This window comes from Bacillus sp. 22475 (assembly GCF_052044835.1).
Taxonomy (GTDB): Bacteria; Bacillota; Bacilli; order Bacillales; family Bacillaceae_G; genus Bacillus_A; species Bacillus_A cereus.
On sequence record NZ_JBQENW010000035.1, the window covers coordinates 9,332 to 36,237 of the forward strand.

Here is a 26,906-nt window from a genome sequence, read left to right on the forward strand (position 1 = left end):
TACTATCCACTTCTTTTAGCCAAACAAGCTCTTTCTTCATGGCAGGTAGTTTGGCAGAGCATGTACCATAGGTCAAGCCTTTTCCTGTCTCTTTGTATGCATGATCCCATAAGGATAGGAAATGATTAAATACAAAGCGAGAACACCCAATCGTTTTGTTGATTAGAATTGCTTGTGCTTGATTTGGATAGATACGAAACTTATAGGCTTTATTCATCATTATTTGATTCACCTCTATTTTGGTATATGACTATTATACACCAAACGTACATTCGATAGGTAGTGGAGTAATACTTTCTATATGTCGAACAATTAAGATGGCTTCCTTCCATCCCTTGTTCGAAGCCAATTCATCTCTCACCTACTCACTGGACTGTGACCCTTCACGTTCCTTGAGGAAGGAGTCTTCTTGGCTAAAATGATAAATTATAAAAGGACAGCTATCCTTAGATAACTGTCCTTTTATTAAATATGCAATAAATATATTATTGTTATCGTATATTAATTATTCAAACTTAATGTTTATTAAAATGGTAAATATGGTTTTGGATCTACTTGTCCACCTATATACTGATTCTTAATTTCGAAGTGCAAATGGTTCCCAGTAGAATCGCCTGTACTACCTACTTTCCCTATTACTTGACCTTGTTGTACATGTGCCCCTACAGTAGTTAAAATTGAGTCCATATGACCGTATAATGTCCAAAGTCCGTCTTCATGCCTAATAACCACCGCATTTCCATATCCACCAAATCCTTGACCTCTTACACCAAAACCAGCAAATTCTACAGTTCCTGATTTAGATGCCATTATTGGTGTACCCTTTGCCGCTGAGAAATCAATACCTTTATGTACTGTCCCCCAACGACTTCCATACCATGAGCTAACATTTGGATTTTTGATAGGCATTTGATATTTAGAAGAACCTGAATCTGTTTCATGCGGATTCATCCACTTGTCGCCTTCCCACGTCTTAAATTTTAGCCAACCATCTGTTTTTCCATCTACTATTCTAAATGTTTGTCGCCCATACTTCGCTCCAGCATTCGCAACCTTTGATGAGAAAGAAGGTTCATCATATGCATAGAAATCTCCCATGACACGTTCTTCCCCATTCAATTTAATCCAAACTGGACCTTCCCATGTTTCAATCTTCCACCAGCCATTATCTCTTTTTTCCACGACTCCTACATTTTGGGCACCGTACTCTGATCCACCATTTGTTTTAGCTGAAGTAAATGACGGTTCTTTATACCCATAGAATGATTGATTCACGTACTCAGAACTATTAGCAGCGTGAGTTACCATACTAAATGTCGAGATAGATAGAATAAAGAATAATAACATTACACCCCTTTTTAACATATACTCTCTTCACTCCTTTTCGAATAAATTTATATTTCGATTATCACATTAACATATTTTTCTATATTTTTACTATTTAAAAACCATTTGATATTCCTATCTCATTCCTATAATAAGAAAATAGTTTTTTACTCTAATATAAATATTTACGCTTAATAAAAACAAAAAAATCCCCTGCTTTAATACAGAAGATTTTGATGTTATTTCCAATCTATATATTTAAAACTCTAGCGATTTGACGGGCTTTGGAATTCTCAATATAATAATGCACTTCTAATCCTTTTCTTTCTGCACGAAGTACGGTTCCTCTCAATTTTGATAAATTTTGTGAAACCGTAGATTGTGGAAGCTCTAAAATCTCTATTAACTGTTTAACATTACATGTCTTATGGTACATTAACTCATTTACTATTTTTAACCGTACTGGATGTGTCATTTCCTTTAATACATCTACATCTTCTTCCAAGATTTCTTTTCTTTTAACTCTAACATTTCAAATTCCCCTTTATTATTTATTTCTTTTTTCCTATTATTACTATACATAATTACTTAGGTATGTTTCCCTTTTCGCCTGTTAAAAAAGTATATTTTGATCAAATCTTCAAATCAAAAAAGATTATTTTTACAGAAATTACAATAATACATACTACTTGAATCTCAATAAATGTAAATTAATAGAATATTCCGTCTTATATTGATAAATGCTATTAAATAGATTTTGATAGAGGAAATTTCTGATATGATACTAATTGCTGAATAATATCTTTGGAGAGGATGAAATTGAACAATGAATGTTCATATACAGGGGAACGAGCAAATAACTCATTTATTAAATGAATGGTATCAAGAAATTAGGGCTAGGCATGTAGACGCCGCTCAATTACTTAAACAAGAAATTGAAAACAGAATTCATAATATAGAAGAAAATCAAACGATATTATTATACTACTCACTACTAGATTTTAGACATCAATATTTAATTGATAGCTTAAGTATTTCTAAAGATAGCTTTAAACAAAGTGATGCTTACAAAACTCCTACAGACGATTTCCTTTCATACTATTATCACTTCTTTAAAGCCATTCATTCCAATGTTACCGGCAATCATAGCCTTGCAAAAATACATTACGATAAAGCAGAATACCTGTTAGAAACAATACCTGATGAGATTGAACATGCTGAATTCCATTATGAGTTAGCCATTTTCTATTGTCATACACATAGATCAATTTTATGTATTAATCATGTAATGAAGGCTAAAGATATATTTTCAAAGCATCCTGGATATGAATTAAAAGTTGCCTTCTGTAATAACTTATATGGATTAGCATGCACTCATTTAAAAGAATGGGAATTAGCTGAGGAACACTTTATCTCTGCTATGGATACATTCCAAAAAGAAAATTTAGAATACAATATTTTAATTGTCCGTCACAATCTAGGGTTTATGTACGCTACTCAGAATCTATCTGAAGTAGCATTACGATATTTATCTGAAGTTAATCAGAAACTACCTAGCGATTATAAAGCTGTATTTATTGAAGCTAGAGAGCATTATAAATTAGGAGAACATGAAATTGCTCAAGAATTAATAAAAAAGGGCCTCCAACTCTCTACTCAATTGGGAATTGAAGGTTATATTCATCACTTTAATATTTTAGAAAAAATAAATCTACATAGCTGTGCTAATGATTTAGAAAAAGCTGTTTTAGAAGGAATTTCTTATTTTGAACGAGAAGAACTATATGAGTATATAAATGAATATACCGAAAAATTGGCAGTCCAATTTTACAAAGAAGATAATCATCTAAAAGCTAGCTATTACTTTTATGAAGCTAGTAAAGCCAATGAAAAAAACTTTAAAAAAGGAGCATTAAAATGAAAAAATTAGCGGTTAGCTTACTTGGTATCTTAATTGTCGTTACAGTAACTTTTGGATCAAGTTCTTCAACAGGCACTCAAAGTACTGTAAATATTATTAAATATTCGCATGGACATACTGGATAATGAAAGGAAGGATTACACCTTCCTTTTTTATATTTTAGAATGATAAACGTATCCCCTCTACATCTATAAGAATTTAAGAAATAAATAGTTCAAAAGATAAAATAAAAATACTATAATTAAAAACTTCCATTTGTTTCTTTTCGTTGGTTTTCCAGCATGTTGTATATAAAAGAATAAGGCAATGCCTGCCATGGTAATAAAAAAATTGATAATAATCCATCATCTGTAATAACCCCTCCATACAAAAAATAAGAAGTCTCTTTTTTAGGAGACTTCTTATTTCTAATACAAACGACATACATAGGCTAAACATACACAATAAAGTCAGGATGATGTACTTTATTGCCTTTTTATCATAACATATAATTTGTAATTTTTGTTTAATAATTCCACAAAATAAAACTTTATCAACCTTAAAATGCTTTATAATAAAAAACAAATACAAATAAAATTAATAATATATTCACTTGATGCAGACGGAATATGCTCAAAAGATATATAGTTCGGTTACAATATCATTCATGATTTTTTAATTTTTTCCTTCCCTTCTGTTAAGAATACTTCAAAACTTGACTGATTACCTTACGTTAATACTTTATATATGCAAAATTACATACTAACCCTCATTGAAAATAATTCTCATTGTAACTATAATGGTTTCAGGGATTGAAATTTTCACTTTCGTTTCAAATCTCACAATATATTAAAGGAGGAAATACTATTATGAAAAAATTGATTTTAGCAGGGGCACTAGGAGTGGCAGTATTTTCAGGTATGAACTTACCAGGGGCTGAGGCATCAAAAGCGAGTGCAGCTACTACGAATTTAGAAATTCAAGAAGTCACAAAATACTACTCTATGAGTTCCTATGAAGTGTCTCAAAAAGAATCATTTAATCTAAAAAAAGGGGAAGAACTTACAGTCTTTGTACAAAATTCAGGGTTCCCAATTTCTTATACGGTCTTTGATGCGGATAATCAAGTAATTGGCACATTCAATGCTAATTCCCCATATGGTCGCGTATTTAAAGCGCAAAAAGACGGTAATATTTCTGTACAATTTCAAGCAGGTGTAAATTCTACGTACATGAAGAAGATGAATTTTACAGCTAAATTTGCTGTTTCTAAACTTAACCAATAATAAAAAATGTAACGATCCTCTTTACAAACAAATTAAAAAGGTATATCCCTTCAATGGGATATACCTTTAGTTTTAGTGAATTTTATATTGACCAGATAGCTGCTCTTGCGCCATACGAACTAAACGTTTTGTAATTTCTCCACCTACTGAACCATTTGCTCGTGCAGTTGAATCCGGTCCAAGTGTAACACCAAACTCCTGAGCAATTTCATATTTCATTTGTTCAATTGCACTTGCTGCAGCTGCTATTAAGATTTCGTTTGAATTATTATTTTCGCGAATTTGCATTTTTTAAACACCTCCATTGAATTTGGTAATATCATGCTCTATTTCCAACAAAATATGCAAAAAAATTATTCGTTTACCTATTTTACATATATACCTAAGCTTTCATCCCTTATGTGGGAATAAATAAAGGTATAGGTCATACCCTATACCTTTACCTTCTTCTATCTTACTTACTTTTGAATTCCCTTATTAACCCCTGTAACTCTTGCGAGAGCCAATTTAAAGAATTTGCTAACTCTGCAATATCTTGTACATATAGTTCTTGCTCTTTCATACTTGTCTCCACATTACTACTGCTATTCACATATGTATTTGCAATGTGTGATAATTCATTTATAAACTGAACAATAGTTTGATTATCTTTTAGAATGTCACTTGAATGATTCGAAGTCGCTTTAATTTGATTTGTAACAGATTGTGCAGATTCTGAAATTTTTTCAAAGAAAGCACCACTACTTTGAACAAATGTTATTCCTAATTCTACTTCCTTTGAGCTCTTCTGTATGGATCTTACAGCTCTCTCTGCTTCAGCCTGGGTTTCACCAATTAATTTAGCTATATCCCTTGCAGATGCCTCGGTTCTTTCCGCTAATATACGTACCTCGTCCGCAACACCTGAAAATTCTTCCCCCATCTCTCCAGCACATGAGGATTCAGTAGAAGCATTTAAAGCTAATGAATTTGTTTGATTTGAAATGGTTGTAATTACAGTAAGAATTTCATGAATTTCCTTAGATCGTGCTTCGAATGCATAAATACTAGAAGGTACATCCTGAACTGTATCTTGGATTCTTTTCATTTGATTCACGATTTGCTTAATCAAATCTTTTCCCTCTACAGAATGCTGTTCCATGTCTTCCAAAGCATTTCCAACTTGTTTTGCAGCTCCTTTAATTTCTTTCATCTTACTTTCCATTTCTTGAACAATCTCTAAACATTTTTGCACTACATATTCATGAGAATGTGCTCCTAAATTTAATCCTGTAATAGCACTTGCAATTTCTTTAAAGGCTATGCTATTCTCTTTTGTACTTACCGACAATTCCTGTGAAGATGTCGAAACCTGTTCAGCAGTCTGCCTTACTTTATCTATAATCCTATTAAACTTTTTAATAGTGTTATTAAAATAGATATTGGTTATCCCTATATCATCAGATCTTTCATTCAATTTAATACTTAAATCCCCTTCACCAACTTTACGTAACCCTTCTTGTAAATCCTTTAAAGGCGATAGAGAGTTTCGTGAGATAAATATTTGAATTGTAATTGCGATAGTTAATGAAATTATAATAAATAGTAAACCTTGTACCATAAAGTTTTTCTTTGTAAGAGGAATAATAGAAGCTTCCAAATCCGCTGCAACAATTGCAATTATATTTTTATTTTCATCTGTAACTGGCTCTAAAATTGTTACCCAGAATCCTAATTCATCTTCATACACTTCTGTCATTTGTGCCTGTTTTGTTTGTATTACTTTATCATATGTTTTCATCCAATAAGTAGGCTGCTCATAGTATTCACCTGGTTTTACAGAAACAGTATTTGCTAATTGTGTATCCAAAGCTACTATTTGTAATTCAGCTTTATCATTTAGCTTGGCTCCTGTAACATATGTTTGCCCAACACTTTTCATATCTTTTATAGATTTATCTAATTGCTCTGTCAATTTTTCTTTCTTCACTCTTTGAGCTGTGGGGTCTTTTGCTACATCTCTTACTATTTCTAGATCTAATTGATTTAATACCACATCACCTGTTTCAAAAGACTGCCTCTCAAATATAGACATCATACTATTTTGAAACATATTAAAACTTAACGCTCCCATACTTCCAACAAGGGTCAGAATTACTAATACCGTTAGTAATACATTTTTTTGAAGCAACGATAGCTTATGCCAATATTTTTTCATTGATTTCTCCTTTCTTATTTTCAACAATACAAAAACAAAGTAGTAACATATTAAGAGGTTCTCTTTCTGTTATTAATTTAAACTTTAAAATAGCATACTAGTCACTCAACCAAACGTTCCAATTTTTTTCGTTTGATAGGGTTTCTTTCCTTATATACTGATAGTTTCACTATATTTAAAGTAATAATTTAACGAATCTAAGCATTTATGTATTTAAATTCAAATGCATGATGCCATTGTAATGAGCATCAAAATGCAGCTAATTTAAAACTCTCTCTTATATAGCACCACTTAAAAATTAATAGTTATGACACCTATGATTAATAATGCTAAAGTTTATTTTCTTCTTTTTGAAGCCCATTCTGATCTATTGTACAAATATCAGTTTTTACATTTGCAATCGCACCTTTTATATGTCCAACTGCTTCTGGAAGTCTATTAAAAGGAAGACTTAATACTTCTACTACTTCATCTTTTCTATTTGTACTGATTTCTTCTAAATCGATGGTGTTAAAGGCTTTGCCTATAATAATTACTATAATGTTTAATGGACTACTAAGAATATTTAAAATTTCATATTTATCTCCTAAAGATTTTCAAATTAGATTTGTTGCAGTTCCTTCAGTGAGGATTTTTTATAATATCGTTAGTTTTATAAAGACTAGAATTTTTAAGAGCCTCATCTTTAGTTGTCTTTATCTTGCACAACAATAAAATTGGAAAGTTTAATCCAATCTCCTATTTTATAACTTCTTCCCTTATTTTTCTATAAATTTATAATATCTACCTGTACAAATTTATCTTAGACTCTTTTTGCCTTTATTCTTCAATTGTCTTAGATTCATATGAGGTAGCGCAGTAAGTAAAGTTTTAATAAAAAACTTTTGTATAAAAAAAATGCAAAAATATATACACTTAAATATTCATATAGGGGGCACCATACATACCCATCAACTTAAGAATGGAAACAAAATGAACTTTCGTTCATATGAACGAAAAAACTCTTAAAATATTTTGTGTCCTTAAAAATAAGCATACCAAATAAACCTAGACTGGCTAAATTTCAAAAATTATGCAGCTTTCTTTTGTTTTCTCAATCCATTGTGCTCATCAACAATACCCAAAATATCAAAGACTGTTTTCTTCTCGTATCGATGAGATTTCCGGCCATTCTTCTGAATTAAGTGGAACAGGCGGATTAGAATCTTTGTTATTTCTTGGGTGTTTTGCTGTATGGTTTGATATAAAATGTGTAAATGATCTTGAATCATTCCAATTGCCTTATATTCACTTAATTCTTGTTTCTTTTTTTGTAAAATTAATTGTCGCATCTTAAACATAATAGAAGAACATATAAAAATAGAAATGAGCTTTCCATACACATGGCATTCTAAGCGCTCTTGTTTAATATTTTGCCAATGATGAATTTGAAATAGAGATTTCCAAGTTTCAAAATCTTAAGTTGATGGGCATGGGGGCACCATATCATTTCGGACACAAATTAACCAATTCTTCGCATGTTAAGGCACTGGCTGTTTAATCAAGATCCATGTAATTTAAAATATACAAAAGGCCCCTTTTCATCTAAAGGGATCTAACACTATAAATATTATAATAACTAAATGAACTAATTTCTTAACTTACAGGAAATCGAATGAAATGTTTCTAAATTGTTGTAAAAAGACAATAAAGCTATTAAATTTTTAAAACCTAAAACAAGCATAACCCCGTTTTAATTTTAGGACGGGGTTAAAATATAGTTGTTTAATTTTCGATATAAGATACTTAACTGTACTCAAAAATATAACAATGAAGTAGTTTGAAAATCTAAGATTTATTCAAAAATAGCGGCCAATTGTGGAAGAACATTCATTCTATCCCCCTTAAGTCCCAAATATTTTTAGGGAAAATAATTGTTTCATCTGTATAATCAAATAAATTATTGAACCTTGTGATAATTCAACCTAAAATTCTATTCTTTATTTTTTTAGCTGCGTAATCACCATAAAAGTAAGTGTCCATTAAGTCATTGTATTTAGGAGTAGTAATTATGTATTTACCATTTTCATCGACTTCAAACAAAGTTACATTACTATATTCCGATCCCACAGTGTGATCTTCTGGATTTGAATCCTCCACTAACTTATCTATGTTGGGTTGTGCAACGAACTAGTAAGTACTAAACAAAAGATTTAATCGCTTTCTGTGTATGGATGAGCCAAAATGTCGTTACAACTTCTTTAACTCAGTTATCTAGCTGTTTAGAAGTATCAACAGAAATGCTCATCAGTTCTGAGGGATTAAGTCAACACTTTAATAAAGCGCTGCCCAATTTTTACAACACATATTAGTTGAGCTACTAAATTAAAAATTGATCTCATCTATATCAATTTCCTCTCCATATACTTCTGTTTTCAAGCGTATTCTTATTTTGGATATCTTTGCCCATCTCCCAGAATAAGGATAATTAGAGCAAAGATATTTATATAACTTCCATCATCAATAAGTAGGGGCCATAACTTAGTATCTAAAGCTAGTCCAAAAAAGGGGCCATTTTTATTAAATATGGTTGTGCACGGTCCGTACATTGCATCAAGATCTTAAATTCTAATCAGGGTGTTTTAATTAAAATCTTGGTATGAAGGACTTTCTATTTGGGGTATTTGCTTTTCTTAGCTTGATAGCGATGCGTCAGGACCCCCTATATAAAAATAACCTCTTACAGATATATTATCTTAAGAGGTTATTTTTATAACACATAAATGTTTAGACTGTTTGCTCTTCATTTTCGATTTTAATTTCATTTGTAGTTAACTGTCTAACACTGACTATCGTTAATGGCCATAAAATTGCGAGTAAAGTTATTATTGTTGCAATTATAAGTGTGAATTTAATTCCAATCATCAATGATAGCGGTCCTATTAATGCTAATCCAACAGGCTTAAGGGAAATTGAGCCAAACCTATTAATAGAATCTACTCGGGATAAAAGATGGTTTGGAACAATTTTAGTAATTGTAGTTGCTTCCAAGGTTGAAAAGAAGGAAATTACTATCCCAGCTACAAACTCTGAAATTACTAATAGATAAAGAGGTGCTGGTATTGCTAACAGTAGTAATGTTGGACCAGCTCCTAGTATTAACAAGGAATAAGCTACTAATAACGGTTTATTGGGCTTATAATACATCGCTAAAAGACTTCCAACCAAACTTCCTATTCCTAGTGAAATCGATATTAATGCCCAATCCGGTGCACCTCCCAAATGTCTTTCCGCTACAACAGGCCCGAGAACTTGCATACTAGACAATAGGAATAGTTGAAATACACTAGCACTTATTATTAATGCTGTTAACCATTTTTGTGTTAACACATATTTCAGTCCCTCATTCATTTCCTTAAACAGTAAATTCGTTTTGAAGCCTGAATTCTTAGGAGTACCGATTTTACCACATGTAAATATTAGAATCGCACTAATTAAAAAAGTGAGAGAGTCACCAATCAACAACCAGCTTGGATTTATATACAGTAATGAAACTCCGGCTAAAGCAGGTCCAGCAATTTCTGATATATTATTGGTTATAGCAAACAATGAAAATACTTCTTGTTTTTTTTCGTTAGGAGCAACTGCTGAAACTGCTCCTGTAAAGGCGGGATTAAAAAAGCTACTAATGCCCCCTCTAACTGCAGTCAACATAGCAATGTTTAGTACTGTAGCCTCTCCGGTCAGTAAAAGAATTCCTATTAATCCTTGTGATATAAAACCAACTAAACTGGATATAACTAATATCATTTTTCTGTTATATTTGTCTCCTATTACGCCACCGAATAACAGTAATACAACACTTGGTATTGCTCTAGCTGCCAGTATAATTCCTAAAGCAGAAGCAGAGTCAGAGAACTCTAAAATGGCAAATACTAAAGCTATTGGAGTTACCATATCCCCTAAAGTTGAAATACTTCTTGCAGTAAAGAGGTGACGAATTTGCCTAGATTTCAAAGGATTAAGTTTGTTTTTTAGTGACATTTTTCTCATACTAGTGACTCAGCTAAGTGGACAAATTTATCCAAATCGTTAATGGTGATATCAGACTTATTCCAATTAAACTTTACAGTTCGGGAATTAGTTTTAATATTCACAAACGTTTCATTATAAGAAAAAGAAGGTTCGCCCTCTAAGCCTAAATGATTCCAGATGCCTTTTGATAATTTAGTCATTATTGGAGAGGCTAAAATAGCAAGTCCTAGTAGCCACTCTTCATTATCTAATGTAATGTTATCCATCCATTCCTTAAGTATATTTACTGCTGAGGGAGAATTAAAATTATTTGGTTGAAGAAACTTAGATTGTTCTGAAACAGCTTTAGAAATATTTTTAGTAATATCTACTTTTATGGAATTTATATTATTCTCTATCGCTGGTTCTAGTTTAGTTTTAATCCAAGATCTCAATTGGTTAATCTCATTTACCATTTTACTTAAAGTAATATCTGCTACCCCATCATCCAGCTCAATTTGTGATAGAAAATATCTTAGTTCATCAGAACTTAAACCAGTGTTTTCTTCTGTAATATCCTTTAGCCATATTCCATGTTTTTTACTAGTAGAACATTTTTGTCCTTCTAAAAATAACATCCCATTGACGATAGTGTTGTCAAATGGACCCACATAGTCATTAGATTGTTGTGCTATGACATGAGGTGCAATGAGTCCTGGAGTAGAATTGTCGTTTCCGAAGACCCCAACTGTAATAACAGAACTTTTAGGATCAAATGGATTTAATTCTTCTTTTTTCTTCTCTTTATAAACTTCTCCACAATATACGCTGTATATGTAATAAGGATTGGATAAGACAAATCCATCTTCCACTAATTCACTATTTATCCCCCAAGTTCCAGGTCCACTCAAACGAATACGACCTTCACTTTGATTAAGATACTTATTTACCGCTCCCATCCATTTCTCATTAACACCAGATTCTTTTAAAGATGTTACGATATTATTTTTATCTAATGGTCTAGTAAACCAGCTTTTAACTCTTCTCCATTCTAGAGTACTATTATCTAGTCTTGATTTAGGTTCTAAAAGTTCTTCGGGTTGAAAGTGTGCACCACAATTTACACAAGAACTTCCACCAGAAGGTGTTTGACAATATGGACATAAACCTGAAATCCATGTCCCCATTAAAGGGTTCTTTGTTTCTTTTGAATATGGAACATTTTCTTCTTCTAGATTTGCTCCGTTGTTATCTACTAACTTTTTAAGAATAGTTTCATGAATCTTAGAATATGAATCTTTATGTTTTACAGAAAGTGGATTTATCCACTCATCAATGCAGATGTCTAAGTTAGATAAATCTTCTATGATCCCATTATGGAAATGTTGGCATGTTTCCTCTGGAGTCATTCCAGTCGAAATTGATGCAGCTAAGATCCAGTTCTCATATGCATCACTTCCAGTTATTACGCTTACATCGTTACCTAATAGACGTAAAGAACGACTAAGTATGTCAGCTCTCAGATATGTACCCGTTCCATGTCCTATATGCATTCTTCCATTAGGCGTTGGCTGCATTGGTACTATAAGATATTTTTTCTTCACATTTTCACATCCCATTATTAATTATATACTCTCTCTTCTATTTCTAATTGAAATCTTTCTTCTATAAGTGAAATTAATTCATCCAAACATGCCGAATTAGGAATTTTAACATAAATTATACCGCTTACTGCTGAGGAATCTAATAGCCCATCTATAACATCTCCAGATTTAACTTTTATATCTGAACTAATGTATCCAGGTATGTCCATGAAATCTTCTTCAATACTCATCAATTTTATTTTCCCTCTTTTTACAGGAAGCATAAATTGTCCTATTTCGTCATTTATGTTCCAATCCGTGGACTGTTCATAAATATATTTTTCTTGTAATGATAATGCGATATGTGCTTCCCATGAATCAAATCCGTTTTGATAATTTAACATTTTTCTAATTCCGCCCCCACCAGGTCTTGAAGCTATTTCACCTGCTATTAGCCCTTTTGATGTTACAAAAACTTCCAAATGAGTTACTCCATTATTGATACCGACAGCTTCGATTGCTTTTTCATGAATTTTTATTACTTCTTTACTAATTTCGTTAGAGTTCGGTAAGGTTATGGAACCAAAAATACCACTATTATATTCTATGACAGGTTTAATATATTTTGAGACTTTAATAAATTTTACTTCTCCATCTATTACCAAAGCATCACAATGTAATTCTTGCTGAACATCTAAAAATTGTTCTATGATAACTGGAAACTCCTTTTCAGAAGTGGTTATTGGATTTTTTAATTGATTGAAAAATTTAACTCCAGCTTCATTTTTTATATCTTCCACCGAGTAAAAAATTTTTGTAGCGTCTGATCCTGCACCCATGATTGGTTTAATTATTACAGGAAATCCTACCTCTTTACTTAATTCGATTGCTTCTTCTTGGGTAGTAGCAATCTTATATTGAGCAACTGTAACTCCAGCCGTTTCTAATTTACGTTTCATTGCAAATTTATTAGTTGTGTTTAAAACTGTATAAACTGAAGGCCCCTCTAATCCTAAGAAACTTCTTATATATGCAGCAGTTAGTGCGGCTCTTTCAGAAAGGGAAATTACTGCAGAATACTCATTACAATTTCTAGACTCAACTACAGTTTGAGTAGATTCTGAAGGATTGTTTAAGTTTTTTACAATAATTAAATCAGATCCTTTTGGATACATATCAATAAAACGTTCTTCAATAACAAAAGTAACTTTTAAATCCGGTCTTGCAGCAAGAGCAGCTGAATGTACTCTATCTCCTGTATTTACTACTAAAACAGATTTCATGGTATTTGACTCCTTTCTATTTGAGAAGCATCTCCTGATTCTATAGCTGCTTCCCTTTCCTTAGTCCATTGGTAGAATGTACTCTCATTTAGAGGATTCATTTGATTACTTGATGTTATAAATCCCATTAAAGGTTCAATTCGAGCCCCTCTTATTAATTTTGCTCGGTATGTAGCCATTCCATAATCTATATGTTTATAGCCCTTTTCAATCGCAAACTTTATAGCTTCATAATATACTAAGTTAAAATATTCAAATGATTTTGCTGAGTAATCTTTATGTATACCCACACTTCTAGCGAATATAGTGTCTCCCCATAGATAGAACAATGCTCCACCCACAGTATCAGTATCATTTTCAGTTTTAAGTAATAACACTAAACTATACTCATTTGAGGTATTAGTCATTACAGTTAACTCTTTCAATTCACTCTCAGCAGAGGCCACATGTCCATATTTTCTTTCATGACTTGAGAATAATTCAGAAAGAATTTCTTTTGACTCTAATAAATCGCTTTTTACAACGCTATATCCTTTAGAATTAAATACTTTACGCTCTCGTCTAATTTTTGTATTCACACTACTCATGTATTCTTCAAATGATTCCCACTTAATATCTATAACTGTATTAGCACCTGCAACAAAGAAGGAGTCCTTTCCAACAATTTTTTCTAGTTGATCAACTCCAGCTGGGTTTATGTAGAGAGCCGAGATTGAGACAGTATTTAATTTTTCTAAGTAGCAATAAGCTTCACTAAATAGACGGTATAGTAGATAATTCTGTTCATCCATTTGTAAATTTTCATCAATTAAAAATTCACATGCGTATGCAGCTCTAGAACCTACAATTAAACTTGGCGACCAGTCAGAAATTCCAAAATCCCCTCCAGATCTTAATAAAAATCTATTATATGGCTCATAATACCCCCTTTGGCTTGGTTTCCCCCAATATATAGGTAGCACACCTGCTAGTTTTCCATCACATCTATGAGCTATTATGTAACCTGTGTTACCATTTCTTAATCTCTCTATTGCAAGAAGCCAAGGTTTACTTACATAATAAGTTCTATTTTTTGAGAGTTGGAGCAATTGAATTTCATCAATATCTTCTATTGAGTACACAAAATCTATTTCAAACGAGATATCTTCTTTTGGATCTACTATATAATTCAATGGATTTCTACCTCCATTAAAATGTCAGATAATTGATTAATCCCACTTCCATTCCACCCTCGATCATAGCCTCTGTTCATCAATATTGAATTCATACCAGCCTTTTTAGCTCCATCAAGTTCATTATCATTTCCATCTCCCAGGAAAATACATTGATTAGCTGGAACGTTCAGTCTATCTGATGCGATTTTGTAAATAGAGACATCCGGCTTCATAATTCCTACTTCAGAAGACAAAATAACTTCATCAATAAGAGGACCTATTTGCGAGGACATTAACATCTCTCTTACATCACTACTGCAATTAGATATAACTGCCGTTTTTATACCTTTTTTCTGAAGAGTATAAAAAACATATAATGCGTAAACATCTGGATTTTCAAAGGCACTACCATGAATACTTTTTCTAACTTCCATTGCTTGCTTAATTGTGTGATCTGACCAATTAGCATTTATTTCATTTCTTAAGTAATAGAAATAATCTTCTAAATTAATTGTTTCTCTGATTCTTCTCGTAGCTTCCCAATGAGGCTTAAGTTGACTGGGTTCGTAGTTTAATGTTTTTGCTGTCTCCAAAAACGCTTTTGTTTTTAATGATTTTGGAAAGGGTATTAAAGTTTCCCATAAATCAAATACAATCGCTTTAATTCCACTTATCTCCATGTTAATACTCCTTTTTGCTAATAGTTTTGTATATAATGATTGGGTTAGAAATGCAATTATTATCAATTACAATATTTGCATTTTGTTTGGGTTGATAAGTGTGTATATATTTCTTTTGAGCAGGGATATATTTTTCATAGTACTTTCTAATAACTTCTTCTCCTTGAGTTGGTACATCTCTCATTTTTGCCCTATCTAACATTGTTGATTCATCAATTTCTAGATAGATAAAGAAGTCCAGAAATTGACTAAGTTCTTTTCTATATAAAAAGACGCCTTCTAATAATACGATAGTATCCTTACGTACTTTATATTCTTTACTTTTAGTAAATTCGTCCTTAGATAAATCAAGATGGCTTAACACTATGGAAAGTTCATTGTTATTTTTAATAGGAATTAAAATTTCATCTATTAATTGTTGGAAGTTGATACTCAAATTATAATACTGCTCAGGTTCAGGTAATGCCGTATTATATCTTATTCTTTTTGGATTATGAAAGTCATCAATATGTATTACTTGTACGTCATAATTTAATTCTAATAATTTAGATTCAAGTTCGTCAGTCAGGCGACTTTTCCCGGATGTATCAACTCCTGAAATTCCAACGATATATGGTTGAGGGTTATTTCTACTATTAAGAATGGTTGATGTTAATTTATCTATCATTTGCTTTCTATTTTGTGAAATCTCCATTATTTCTTTCAATCCTCACTTGTATTAATTTTTTGAATTGAACTGATATGATGTTCAATTCTTCGATATAGAGCGTTATATAAATTCTTTCCATAAACTGTATTGTCTTTTCGATTTAATGGCGTTGGTTCCAATCTAAGCGCGGAGAAGTTTCGGAGAGTCATTCCATTAAATTCTATCGCTCCATCATCTTTAGAATAAATTCTATTTTCAGATTCTTTTCCGTAAATTATCTCACCATATATTGACACTTCAGGTGGATTTCCGTAGTATCCTAATGCTTGAATAATTAGCCCAGCTTCATCAAATAACTTTGAAGCATCCAGTATCTCTTGGATTCTAATAATTTCAGCATTAGAAATTTTGTTACTCCACAAATCACAATAGATTTCCTTAGAAATATGTCGTAATCCTGAATCTCTAAAAATGATTCCTGTATCAGGGCAAATGTCGGATTTCGGATCATAGAGTTGTTCTCGTCCCTCTACTTGATTTTTAGTTGCTTCTTCCTCAGATGTATACATTAACTTTGCTAAGCTTCTTTGTAATACATATATCTTGGGTACTATAAAATTATCTGATTCAAGTTGAAGTTGTTTGATTAACTTCAATATTACCTTTAGTACAGACATTGTGCTATGTGAACATCCAGGAATAACTATAGATTTTCCATTTAATTCAATTAGTTTGTTTTTTAAGTATTTTTGTTTATTCAGACTAATTGCGTTTCCAGAAAACATCACTTTTTCTTTCCACTTATTCAAAGACGGGTGTAATCTCTCAGTTCTTCCGGTTGCTAAAAGTATATGATTTGCTCTAATAACATTACCTTCGGAAGTGATGATATTATTGGGACCTGTTGAAGAATTAATTTCAACTTTTACTACATTCGTATTATATAAAATCGATTCTTTACTTAACTTGTTGTTTATAATGTTACCAATTTCAATTAGTGCACTAGATAGATCTCTAGCTTCTACAGGGTGATTGCTATTTATTATTCTATTAATTTTTTCATTGTTTCTAATTTGATTGAAATCCCCTTTATAACTGGTGTTTTTTAACATACTAGCACCGTTTGAAGAGGTTATAATATCATAGTCTTCAAAAGAACCAGGACCTATAGAATTACCTTTTTCAATTATAAGGATATCTCTTTCAAGAAGTTCAGGGGCAGATGATAGAAATGTAGTTGTTCTGAAACCACCACCAACTATTACTAGGTCATAAAGTTTAGTATTCACAGGATCTTGTTTACTTTTAACTATTGTTAATGTATTGCTCATACGGTTACTTCCTTTAAAAGTAATTCAAATCTATCGCATATTATTTCAGCTTCTTCTAATGTAAGTGTTAATGGTGGTCTGATTTTAAGTACATTTCCAAAACCATAACGGGATGTTCTAAGAATTAGACCGAATTCCATTGCTTTCTCAGCTAACCAGTTTGTTAATATTGAATCAGGTTTTCCATTCATATCAATGATTTCAATACCTATCATTAATCCTAACCCCCGAATATCACCTACAAACGCATGCTTCTTTTCAATTTCTTTTAATCTAGCTAAAATGTATGCTCCAGTATTTCTTACATTTTGTAAGAAATGAGGCTGAGAAATAATATCAAGTGTTGTAACTGCTGCGGCTGCGGCAAGAACATTTGAACCATAAGTAAACGAATGTTCATTTGTTGTTAGCCCACTTAACTCATCGCTCGCTAAAATACCTGCAACTTGTGCTCCAGAACCTCCCAATCCTTTTGCAACAGTAATTGCATCTGGTTCGACATCATAATACTCAGCTGCAAACATATATCCTGTTCTTCCGATACCTGTTTGTATTTCATCAAAAATAAGTTTGATATTATTTCTATCACAGAAATCTCGTAAGCGTTTAAAATAACCTTTTGGAGGAATGATGTTACCCCCATTCCCTGATATAGGTTCTACAAGAAATGCTGCTACGCTACCACTACTTCCAAACTCTAAGAAATCGTCTAATCTATCAACACACATAAAGTTACATGAAGAAGGGTCCTGCCCATAGAAGCATCTATAACAGTATGGATCTGGTACTTGCATTCCCCCTGGAATCGCTAAAGGAAAATTCTCTTTTCTAAATGCGTTTCCAGATAAGTTTGCAGTGAACATTGTTTGACCTAAATGACTTCTAAAAAGTGACATTGTATCTCTTTTACCAGTAGCTCTTTGTGCCATTTTTATTGCGCCTTCATTCGCCACTGACCCCCCACATACTTTTAGATGTGCTTTAGTTATTCTGTTGGGTGAAAGATCTACTAATTTTTGTGCAAGTTTATTTATAGGTTCAGTTTGAAAAGAGGAAGTAACATGAATTAAATCCTCTGCTTGATCTTTTATAGCTTTAATTATAGCTGGGTGTCCATATCCTAGACTTAAGTTAAAGGTTGCTGAAGCACAATCTATATAAGAATTCCCTTCAGAATCATACAGATAAACACCCTCACCCTTAATCATTTTAATGTCAGATACTGGATAATATACAGCGTTTGCATCATTCTTTTTTGTTGCAATATTTCCATCAATATCAATAACTCCCAATATTTTCATCCCCTTTTCTTTGAATATAAGAGTATGATAATTCTAAAAATTGTAAAAGTCAACTAAATTTTAACCAAAAATTTACAAAGAATTTACAAAGAATTTACATTCGAAACATATTATTTACAGTTGAATGAACATATTAAATCGATATGTACAACGTAATAAAAAATATAAGTTCTCTAATCTCTAAATTTAAAGAATCGAATTAAAAGTCTTTTGCAAAATAAATATGCTAATCTTGCAAAGATAGATTTAGGATACAACTTGACATGGAGTGGTGGTCATGCTAGCCTTTTCGGCATAGATGGTTCCTATAGCTACTGATTTTTTGTCTAAATGAGTATGTTGATAGCATCTCTATATAAAGTTTCAATACTCTATAATTGCAACTGTTTGTATTTTCTCTCTACAACAGAATCTAAATGTAAAGGGTGAAAGTGTTGGGGATAAATTATTTTGAAATAAAATCATTCATAAAAAGTAATAATAGGTTTATTTTAGGTATTGATGGTTTAAGTCGTTCTGGCAAAACTACTTTTGTGGAGAATCTTAAATTGGATTTTGGAAATAGAGGAATTCCTTATATGATTTTTCATTTAGATGATCATATAGTTGAAAGAAAAAAAAGATACAATACTGAGTTTGAAGAGTGGTATGAATATTATGAGTTACAGTGGGATGTAGAATGGTTAAGAAAGCATTTATTTGAAAACCTTCTTAAATTACAAGAAATTACACTCCCATATTATGATGAGGATACTGATTCTAGTCAGTTAAAGACAGTAAAATTACCTAGTTCAGGCGTAATAATTATCGAAGGGGTATTCCTACAAAGAAAGGAATGGAGAGATTTCTTTGATAGAGTAATATTTTTGAATTGTTCTAGGGAAAGAAGATTAATGCGCGAAACCAAAGAAACTCAACAAAATAAAGAAAAATTTGAAAGACGATATTGGAAAGCAGAAGAATATTATATAGATAAAATAAATCCAATGGAATGTGCTGACCTTATTTTGAATACATAGGCATTTTTTATTTGAAATAATTTTCCAATGTTTGGGTTAATTGTTCATCTTCATTCGCTAGAAGTAATAACAACAAACTAACAAATGAATCTTCCCAGGGATTGCACATTTCGAGTTTCTTTAAACTGTGATGGAGAATGTATTGTAGCAGCAAATGTAGGTTTGCTCACTCCTATTGTTGTGCCTAAAGCAATAAAACCAATAATAAGTTTTTTAATCATTTTTTCAGCCCCTTTAATTATTTTGGATATGCTTCATTTTTATACTACGTTCATGTTCGTGTAAATGAAGATGATTTGACATGATCCATCATTTTTTTCAAAAACTGAATATTAATTAACCGTTATAAATTTACCCAAAACAAAAAAAGTTTCCTTATGGAAACTTTTTTGTTTTGGGTATACATTATATGTATAAAAATTAGTTTTGAAAATATTTACTTATTTGTTGATAAAATTGTATATGGATATTGTTCCTACTATTATCACACACATCTCATGCAAAGCCTCACTACAACATAAACAAATTCACCTTATGACCGCGTTTCTTCTTACGAAATTAAGTAATTGTTTCAATAGCTGGTTTTTTAGTCATAGAATTACTTTCTCTCTCAGCTTTACTATTCTGTTCTTTCGCCTAAAATTCCAATATCCCCATTACTTCCTTCGTAAATAGTTTGAAATCAGTTAAATGTTTTTCAATAATTTGACGAACAATATCTAAATTTACACTTTGATAATCATGAACGGCAATATTACGAAATCCAACCATCGCCTTTAACTTATTCGCTAGATCAGCACTAAGTAATCCTGCTGTAACTAATAAATCAAAGGCCTCTCGACTAGATTGGGGTAGTCCTAATTTTTTTCCCGCAACAATATGCATTGCTAAATCAATACTCGCTTCACAGGCTCTTTGTATATTCAATATTATTGAATCTTGTTTTGTAAAGTCCTCTAAATTTTCAGGGTCATTTCCATACACATCTTGGATTCTTTTTATACAACGCTCTATTGTAGAAATTTTATTTAAAATAACCTCATTCTTCATATATAGAACCTCTTTTCTTTATATCATCAAATACTACCTGTCGTTCTTCATTCAATTTTGAATACATTTTTAAGGTTTTCATTTCAAAAATAACCTTACGTTTTTCATCCGAACAAAATATTGTCTTTCCTGTATGTATAATCTGAGCTTGAAAAACTGTAGAAGCTTCGGATAAATCAACTAAATCAACATCTCTATGAACAATGTTAGCTAACTCCTGTGCTAATAAAAAACGTTCATAGTTCCCTAATGTTGTGTCACTTACATAAGCTATATCAATATCACTATCTTCTCGTTCTCTGTTCTCAGCCGTTGATCCAAACACAATTATCCAATAGGGATTCACCGTCTCTTGTAATTTTTCTATAATAGCTGTTATCATGCTTTGAAAAATCATCTAATTAATCCCCCTTAGTATACTTGAACTTTATTATATCATAACCAATCACAAATCCTTTAAACGACTACAAATACTTAAACAAAATTAAGCCTTTTTAGTACTTAACTCCTCACAAAATTAGAAGCTTATTTCTGACCTAAAATTATTATAGTTCAGGAGCAGATATATTGTAGCTTTGGATCTTAAATAATTGTTAATAATCCAACACTTGTCTGTTAAATGCCCTTTATATTTTCTTCCTGAAAAAGCAAAAGACTGACAATAACTGTCATAATCTTACTTTAACAACTCTAAAGAACTTTAGCCTATTTCACAATATACATTCTAATAGTTTGAGGATATATTGCTCTAACAAAGCATTATATATTAATCCACCTTTAATTTTTCTTTTGCCTTTGTAGGGAGTTCGTCTTTTTTAACTTCTTCCCAAGATTTCACACCTTTTTTCTCAGAGTAATATATACGTAAAAACGCTTCTTTACGAAGGTTTTTTAACGCTGTAAACTCCATTTCTTTCTCTTTACCATCCTTATCAAATCCAGGTAATTTATATTCGTAAGTCGTATCCCCATTTACATTTTTCTCTTTTAATTTTTCACCATCCTTGGTAATTTGCACATAATATGTATCTGTACCAAGACGATTTAAATTACACCCGGATAACAACACAGTAAACATCACAAAAACGCTACACATAAGCACTATTCGTTTCATATTATTCACCTCATATCTTTTCTCACAAAAATTATATCCTAATCTATTGGCTGCCAAAATTCATTTCCATTACGCTAACATTACGTTTTTATAAGGTAGTAAAAACAACTTAAAATAAAAAGGATATAAATTCATATTTCTATTGAATTTATATCCTTTGTTCTTATTGAGTAAACTATTTTGCCCCATACTTAATAGGAGGTATTTCTATTATTCTGGGAAAATAAAGCTAGAGTCCTCTTCACTATTAGCGGTCTCTTCTTTCGGGAATGTAATAGTAGATCCTTCATTTCCCTTATTTCCTTTATTCATTTCTTGTTCCTCAGGAAATACAATGGAAGAATCATTACCTAAGTTTGGTGAAAAACCAAGTTTAGATAAAATAGCTTTTAAGTCAGGTAAAACACCAATTTTATCAGAAGTTGGATCATTTGATTTCGTTCCGGTGCTAGAATCACTTAAAATATCTCTAAGCTGTCTTGGTGTATATACTCTCCCCTGATTATTTTTTGCAATTCCTTGAATTGATGCTGCAGCACCAGCAATAATAGGTGATGCGCTAGATGTTCCAGCAAAACTAGATGTATATAAATTCGTTATAAATTCACTTGGTTTAGCATCTGTAGTATCTACTGCATTCCCCCATCCATACACATCCACTCTACTACCATAATTAGAGAAATATGAACGCTTATGAGGAACCCTTGCAGAAGCTGCCCCAACCATAATTGCCCCTGAATCTTTAAAATCAGGGCTATTACGATTTAAAACTTGTTTACCATTACGGTCTCTAAATTGATCCAAGTCATTTCCGCCATTTGCACCTGCTTCAATAATAATAATTCCCTTATTTGTTCCCATACTAATTGCATCAAATATGTCTGGTTTTACTTCCACAGGAAAATAGTTCTTATCTCCATATCCATCGTAAGTTGCTTGTGCCTCTAGTAAAAGAATATCTCCAGCTTGCATATTGTTAACCGCACTTAAAATAGCATCAGCTGTATTATAATTTCCGTTATCCCTAATCTGGGATACAACTTTTACCTTAGCTTTCGGTGCGATCCCAATTCCACCTATGTTATTATCCTCTGCCGAAACAATTCCTAAGACTGAGGTACCATGATCATGGTGCTCGCTTTTATTCTGTCCAGATATCAATTCAATCTTTTGATTCACTAAATCCTCATGACTAAATAACCACCCATACTCCATATCTACGAAAGTAGTTCCTTTTCCATCTCCACCTTTTATGCTCCAGGCATAAGGTGCATTAATTCCTAATGGTGCTGGTTCAAGGTAACCTTGTCTTGTAAGTCTAGGCTCATCATATGGATTAACAGATAAATTTGGCAAACGCTCTGCTGGCGGCGCCTCTTCTTCCTGTAAATACGCCGTTTCAACTAGAGATGATTTTTCAATTTTTGTAAGTAATGCTTGTACATCAATATCATCTTGAGTTTCTACAATATAATAGTTTAGCAAATTAGAAGAAATATGATCGGAATCTTTTATTTCTTTACCTAGATTTTTAATTTCTTTAGGATTTAAAGAATTAAAAAGTCGATTTATAGTTACATTTGGATATTCAGCTAAAATTCCAATTAATTCAGGATCTTGTTTTTCTTCTTTAATGAATTTTTCTATTCCATCCTGATATGGTAAATTCGCTTCATTTTTAAATTTCAAAATTAATTGTTTAGTAGCTTGCTTATGTACAGTAGAATTCAATTGCTTATTTGAATAATTGTAAGTAGCTGCATAAGCAACTTCTGATTGTTCACTTGGAAGTAGTCCGCCCACTCCATTAAATGCTGTTAATGCAATTGAAGAAACTAGAATTCCCTTAAAAATTTTCAAAAAGCACACCTCTTTTTTATTTATATATACTTATAAAAAAATGTATATTACCTAATTTCTTTTTATACAAACGTTTTATATGTAGGGCTATATTTTCAACTCCATTCATTCTTTAATATTTGTTTATACATCATTAATACAACCAATTCATACCAATAACTTTATTAATTCAGTTGCATTACTGTAATCAGTATAGTTACACCTCATGGAATAGTCAACCTTAAATGCAATTTTGCATGTAAAATCATACATACTTCTACCAACTTACCCCCAATTATTTCAAGAGAAGTTGAACTTCTATCATTTTGAGTAATTGCATATATATAATATAAAACATATAAGGGGGGTTAAAACGTGGTAATCTCAAGACAAGATTCCTGGACTGATGATAACGATTTACTTCTCGCATCAACAGTACTTCAGAATATTCGTAACGGTGGAACACAGTTAGCTGCATTCAAAGAAGTAGCAAAACTACTAGCTAGAACACCCGCAGCTTGTGGATTTCGTTGGAATTCATATGTGAGAAAACAATACCAAGAAGAAATACAACAAGCAAAACAAGACCGAAAAATGGGAAACAACATTCCCTTCTCCCCATCACAAATAGAAAAAAACTCTTTGTCTATTACATTAGATGATATTATTCTCTTTCTACAAACTTATAAAGATGTGAATGAATTGACAAAGTTACAAAATCAAATTGAAGATTTAGAAACAGAGAATCAATCTCTTCTACAACGTATAACTATGTATGAAGAAGAGTATCGTATGTTACTGAGCCATATCGATAAGACAAGAAATTTAATTGCAGTGGATTAAATAGCATAACTATAATGACTTTCCAGTAGGATCTTCGCCCGCCACAACCACCATCAATAAAGAAAATTCAGACTATTGTTGGTAATAATAAGTAAAATACACATACATAATGTATGTGTATTTTTACTTTGACTATTATTAAAAGAAATATTTAGTCTATGTTACATCTTTTCTAATATTTCTTGCCTTTCACACCATTTTGTTAGTTTTTCTAATGCTTTTTTAGATAAACGTTTTGTTTTATAATTACAAAACCTAGATAATGTAGACGGAGAAATACTAATTTCATCTGCTATTTCACGAATACTTACCTTTTTTTCATTGTGTACTTTCAGTATTTGGTCACGGATCTTTTTCTCTATTTGTTCGACTGATTCTACAGTCTTCTTTATTTCTTTAACAACTGTTACTTCCGGTAACTGCTCTTGTGGTTCCTCTATACTCTTCTTTCCTATTACCCTATCCATTGACTGTAGCATTTCTTCAGGTGGTAAAATCGTAATTCCTAAGTTAGTGTAATAATTTTTAAACCAGTTACGTTTCCCAATTTGTTGTTCATCTAGTGGATCACTATACTCCCAATGAGAGATTACTTTTTCATTTTCTAAATCCATTAGAACATTTTCTAACTGTTCTCTAATACGATTAGGCTTCCAATCTTTTGGGATATCCATTACTGCTAGCAGTCCTTTGTCCCCTCCTATAGAATATGGCTTTTTCAATGATGAATACATTTGTCTTATTCTCCATTGCCATGTTAAGTATCGAATTAACCTTTTATGATATTTGTGTCTATAACTATTGTATTCAAGTGCTTTTTTAGACAATAGGGCTGTTGTATTATTTGATCCATACAAATAATTAGTTAAAAAGCTACCCGGCTTAATACGACAAGATTCAATGCCCATGTATTCGTTAGTAACACTATGTCTCCATAAAACAACTGAATCTAATACAAATAATCTTTTTATAACTTCACGCTTTAATTCTAAACGTTCCCCATCATCATCACGGTCATTTAATACAACGACTTCATTATCATCATTTAAATAGATAAAAATGCTTGCTAAAGCTGCAATTCTCTTTGCTATCTTAATTTTATCTTCCGCTCTATAGTATTCTTTATTTTTAACAACTGTTTTTGGAATGTTGCACATTTCTAAAACTTGTTCATAAGAAAAGTCAATAAAATCATCTGGAGATTTTGCTTCATTGATCCACTGTATTGTGATTGCATCTAAGCAATCTGCCGTTAAATCATCCATATTACTCATTACGTCATCTACAAGGGTATTCCATCGAGCTGCTTCTTCTATATTAGTAAGTCTTAAATCTTCATCTTTGTGTGAAGAAAGCTGAGCTACACCAGTAGAAGATTTTGTTTCAATAGGATATTGTAAAACTTTACTCAATTCGTCCTCTTCAAATTGATTTTTTGCAATCCCATCTCTTAATTTATAATAAACAGCAGAGTTATTTACCTCATAATAATCCTCATGGTTTACTATGCTTGTCTCTTCTATATTTTGATCATTTTCTACTATTATGGAACTTGAAGATGCTACATTTTGAAATTCTTTGTCTATAAATCCTTCAATTTCTTTATATATTTCTTCCTTATAGGAATCAATTTTGGCATAAATTTGTAATAATGTAATTCCGGACTCTTGCTTTTTCTCTAACCAAGATACTAATGCAGTAAATGATGGAGAAGCATGGGGTGATGTGAGTACTTTATTATTATTATTTTCAACATCTTTAAAGTATGCATTCCACTTATTCCATACTAGCTCGTTAGTTTTATAAATTGGCTCAGAGATTAGCAATGCATCTCGAAACATTTGTAATAAGTTATCCACTTTCTTTTCCTCCCTAAACCATGGATCACAATAAAATAATTCTTAGTATAAAAATCTTAACTACTATTATATTTAATTTATTGTAACAGATATTTACAAATTTTTGTTTCTTTCTTTCCTTACATTTATTTCCTTAACTCCTCAACTTGCAACAGTTTGCTCTTCCTCTTACCTATTTCTACTTACTTACATTCCTTTTGCGCTTTGCTTTCCTTATTTTTCTCAACTGCAACAGTTTGCTCTTCCTTTTACCTATTTCCCCTTACTTACATTCCTTTTGCGCTTTGTTTGCCTTAACTCTTTAACTTGCAACACGGTTGCTCTTTCTCTTACCTATTTCTTTCAACTTGCACACTTTTTGCGCTTTGCTTTCCTTAACTCTTTAACTTGCAACACGGTTGCTCTTTCTTTTACCTATTTCTACTTACTTGCATTTCTTTTGCGCCTTTCTTTCCTTAACTCTTCAACTTGCAACATGCTGCTCTTTCTTTTACCTATT

24 protein-coding genes and 5 pseudogenes are annotated in these 26,906 nt (G+C 31.7%); 6 read left to right on the forward strand and 23 right to left on the reverse strand.

Features of this window, described 5'->3' with window-relative positions; genetic code table 11:
* From ACTJJY_RS28355 to ACTJJY_RS28370, 4 genes and pseudogenes are all read right to left on the reverse strand, one after another.
* On the reverse strand, positions 1-220 hold a 220-nt coding region (locus tag ACTJJY_RS28355), incomplete at its 3' end, for a helix-turn-helix domain-containing protein (RefSeq protein WP_440607143.1).
* Between the two features lie 305 nt (positions 221-525).
* Positions 526-951, reverse strand: a complete 426-nt coding sequence (locus tag ACTJJY_RS28360; RefSeq protein WP_001068074.1) for a peptidoglycan DD-metalloendopeptidase family protein — start codon at positions 949-951, stop codon at positions 526-528.
* Positions 943-1,365 (reverse strand): annotated as a pseudogene (locus ACTJJY_RS28365) (hypothetical protein); the annotation flags it as partial. The gene ACTJJY_RS28360 and the pseudogene ACTJJY_RS28365, both read right to left, overlap by 9 nt.
* A gap of 211 nt (positions 1,366-1,576) precedes the next feature.
* A complete protein-coding gene (locus tag ACTJJY_RS28370; protein WP_258043899.1) occupies positions 1,577-1,801 on the reverse strand; it encodes an ArsR/SmtB family transcription factor in 225 nt (74 codons plus the stop codon).
* 351 nt (positions 1,802-2,152) lie between these two features.
* Here ACTJJY_RS28370 and ACTJJY_RS28375 point away from each other — a divergent pair, with 351 nt between their 5' ends.
* The 3 genes from ACTJJY_RS28375 to ACTJJY_RS28385 all read left to right on the forward strand — a co-directional run bounded on the left by ACTJJY_RS28375 (position 2,153) and on the right by ACTJJY_RS28385 (position 4,512).
* Positions 2,153-3,247 carry a Rap family tetratricopeptide repeat protein gene (locus tag ACTJJY_RS28375; RefSeq protein ID WP_001100605.1) on the forward strand — a complete coding sequence of 365 codons (1,095 nt, stop codon included), beginning with the start codon at positions 2,153-2,155 and terminating at the stop codon, positions 3,245-3,247.
* Positions 3,244-3,372 carry a hypothetical protein gene (locus ACTJJY_RS28380; protein WP_000732005.1) on the forward strand — a complete coding sequence of 43 codons (129 nt, stop codon included), beginning with the start codon at positions 3,244-3,246 and terminating at the stop codon, positions 3,370-3,372. The genes ACTJJY_RS28375 and ACTJJY_RS28380 overlap by 4 nt, the downstream gene beginning before the upstream one ends.
* Positions 3,373-4,095: 723 nt before the next feature.
* On the forward strand, positions 4,096-4,512 hold the full coding sequence (locus ACTJJY_RS28385; protein ID WP_000733527.1) for a hypothetical protein: 417 nt from the start codon (positions 4,096-4,098) through the stop codon (positions 4,510-4,512).
* 72 nt (positions 4,513-4,584) lie between these two features.
* Here ACTJJY_RS28385 and ACTJJY_RS28390 read toward each other — a convergent pair whose 3' ends face one another.
* The 4 genes and pseudogenes from ACTJJY_RS28390 to ACTJJY_RS28405 all read right to left on the reverse strand — a co-directional run.
* Positions 4,585-4,800, reverse strand: a complete 216-nt coding sequence (locus ACTJJY_RS28390; protein WP_001167047.1) for an alpha/beta-type small acid-soluble spore protein — start codon at positions 4,798-4,800, stop codon at positions 4,585-4,587.
* Positions 4,801-4,966: 166 nt separating this feature from the next.
* On the reverse strand, positions 4,967-6,709 hold the full coding sequence (locus ACTJJY_RS28395) for a methyl-accepting chemotaxis protein (protein WP_327896281.1): 1,743 nt from the start codon (positions 6,707-6,709) through the stop codon (positions 4,967-4,969).
* 1,070 nt (positions 6,710-7,779) lie between these two features.
* Positions 7,780-8,163: pseudogene (locus ACTJJY_RS28400) on the reverse strand (IS4 family transposase); the annotation flags it as partial.
* A gap of 505 nt (positions 8,164-8,668) precedes the next feature.
* A pseudogene (locus tag ACTJJY_RS28405) lies at positions 8,669-8,863 on the reverse strand (hypothetical protein); the annotation flags it as partial.
* Positions 8,864-8,868: 5 nt separating this feature from the next.
* Here ACTJJY_RS28405 and ACTJJY_RS28410 point away from each other — a divergent pair.
* Positions 8,869-9,167: pseudogene (locus ACTJJY_RS28410) on the forward strand (IS4 family transposase); the annotation flags it as partial.
* A 308-nt stretch (positions 9,168-9,475) separates the two neighbouring features.
* Here ACTJJY_RS28410 and ACTJJY_RS28415 read toward each other — a convergent pair.
* The 8 genes from ACTJJY_RS28415 to ACTJJY_RS28450 are packed head-to-tail and all read right to left on the reverse strand — an operon-like array spanning position 9,476 to position 18,647.
* On the reverse strand, positions 9,476-10,741 hold the full coding sequence (locus ACTJJY_RS28415) for an MFS transporter (RefSeq protein ID WP_440607144.1): 1,266 nt from the start codon (positions 10,739-10,741) through the stop codon (positions 9,476-9,478).
* Positions 10,738-12,306, reverse strand: coding sequence for a class I tRNA ligase family protein (locus tag ACTJJY_RS28420; RefSeq protein WP_181032160.1), 1,569 nt, complete (start codon positions 12,304-12,306; stop codon positions 10,738-10,740). The genes ACTJJY_RS28415 and ACTJJY_RS28420 overlap by 4 nt, the downstream gene beginning before the upstream one ends.
* A gap of 17 nt (positions 12,307-12,323) precedes the next feature.
* A complete protein-coding gene (locus ACTJJY_RS28425; protein ID WP_440607145.1) occupies positions 12,324-13,568 on the reverse strand; it encodes an ATP-grasp domain-containing protein in 1,245 nt (414 codons plus the stop codon).
* A complete protein-coding gene (locus ACTJJY_RS28430) occupies positions 13,565-14,740 on the reverse strand; it encodes a GNAT family N-acetyltransferase (protein ID WP_103945749.1) in 1,176 nt (391 codons plus the stop codon). The genes ACTJJY_RS28425 and ACTJJY_RS28430 overlap by 4 nt, the downstream gene beginning before the upstream one ends.
* The gene (locus ACTJJY_RS28435; RefSeq protein ID WP_103945750.1) at positions 14,737-15,402 is read right to left on the reverse strand and encodes an HAD family hydrolase; all 666 of its coding nucleotides are present in this window, start codon (positions 15,400-15,402) and stop codon (positions 14,737-14,739) included. The genes ACTJJY_RS28430 and ACTJJY_RS28435 overlap by 4 nt, the downstream gene beginning before the upstream one ends.
* A 1-nt stretch (position 15,403) precedes the next feature.
* Complete coding sequence (locus tag ACTJJY_RS28440; protein WP_181032161.1) at positions 15,404-16,069, reverse strand: hypothetical protein; 666 nt, start codon at positions 16,067-16,069, stop codon at positions 15,404-15,406.
* A gap of 35 nt (positions 16,070-16,104) precedes the next feature.
* Positions 16,105-17,382 carry a hypothetical protein gene (locus ACTJJY_RS28445; RefSeq protein ID WP_103945752.1) on the reverse strand — a complete coding sequence of 426 codons (1,278 nt, stop codon included), beginning with the start codon at positions 17,380-17,382 and terminating at the stop codon, positions 16,105-16,107.
* Positions 17,379-18,647, reverse strand: a complete 1,269-nt coding sequence (locus ACTJJY_RS28450) for an aminotransferase class III-fold pyridoxal phosphate-dependent enzyme (protein ID WP_103945763.1) — start codon at positions 18,645-18,647, stop codon at positions 17,379-17,381. Before ACTJJY_RS28450 ends, ACTJJY_RS28445 begins: the two co-directional genes overlap by 4 nt.
* 476 nt (positions 18,648-19,123) lie before the next feature.
* Here ACTJJY_RS28450 and ACTJJY_RS28455 point away from each other — a divergent pair, with 476 nt between their 5' ends.
* A complete protein-coding gene (locus tag ACTJJY_RS28455; protein WP_103945764.1) occupies positions 19,124-19,702 on the forward strand; it encodes a kinase in 579 nt (192 codons plus the stop codon).
* A 19-nt stretch (positions 19,703-19,721) separates the two neighbouring features.
* Here ACTJJY_RS28455 and ACTJJY_RS28460 read toward each other — a convergent pair.
* The 6 genes and pseudogenes from ACTJJY_RS28460 to ACTJJY_RS28485 form a co-directional block, all read right to left on the reverse strand.
* Positions 19,722-19,814: pseudogene (locus ACTJJY_RS28460) on the reverse strand (Rpn family recombination-promoting nuclease/putative transposase); the annotation flags it as partial.
* Positions 19,780-19,923, reverse strand: coding sequence for a hypothetical protein (locus ACTJJY_RS28465; RefSeq protein ID WP_440607152.1), 144 nt, complete (start codon positions 19,921-19,923; stop codon positions 19,780-19,782). The gene ACTJJY_RS28465 and the pseudogene ACTJJY_RS28460, both read right to left, overlap by 35 nt.
* 415 nt (positions 19,924-20,338) lie before the next feature.
* Positions 20,339-20,752, reverse strand: coding sequence for a type VII toxin-antitoxin system HepT family RNase toxin (hepT, locus tag ACTJJY_RS28470; RefSeq protein WP_000787540.1), 414 nt, complete (start codon positions 20,750-20,752; stop codon positions 20,339-20,341).
* The gene (gene mntA / locus ACTJJY_RS28475; RefSeq protein ID WP_000577226.1) at positions 20,742-21,149 is read right to left on the reverse strand and encodes a type VII toxin-antitoxin system MntA family adenylyltransferase antitoxin; all 408 of its coding nucleotides are present in this window, start codon (positions 21,147-21,149) and stop codon (positions 20,742-20,744) included. Before mntA ends, hepT begins: the two co-directional genes overlap by 11 nt.
* A 369-nt stretch (positions 21,150-21,518) precedes the next feature.
* Positions 21,519-21,866: a YxeA family protein gene (locus ACTJJY_RS28480; RefSeq protein WP_440607146.1), complete on the reverse strand. Its 348-nt coding sequence runs from the start codon at positions 21,864-21,866 to the stop codon at positions 21,519-21,521.
* 210 nt (positions 21,867-22,076) lie between these two features.
* Positions 22,077-23,726 carry a S8 family peptidase gene (locus ACTJJY_RS28485; RefSeq protein ID WP_440607147.1) on the reverse strand — a complete coding sequence of 550 codons (1,650 nt, stop codon included), beginning with the start codon at positions 23,724-23,726 and terminating at the stop codon, positions 22,077-22,079.
* 354 nt (positions 23,727-24,080) lie between these two features.
* Here ACTJJY_RS28485 and ACTJJY_RS28490 point away from each other — a divergent pair, with 354 nt between their 5' ends.
* A complete protein-coding gene (locus ACTJJY_RS28490; RefSeq protein ID WP_088363984.1) occupies positions 24,081-24,548 on the forward strand; it encodes an RsfA family transcriptional regulator in 468 nt (155 codons plus the stop codon).
* A 161-nt stretch (positions 24,549-24,709) separates the two neighbouring features.
* On the opposite strand, the gene ACTJJY_RS28495 is transcribed toward ACTJJY_RS28490, so the two are convergent.
* Positions 24,710-26,407: a helix-turn-helix domain-containing protein gene (locus ACTJJY_RS28495; protein ID WP_440607148.1), complete on the reverse strand. Its 1,698-nt coding sequence runs from the start codon at positions 26,405-26,407 to the stop codon at positions 24,710-24,712.
* Positions 26,408-26,906 lie beyond the last annotated feature (499 nt).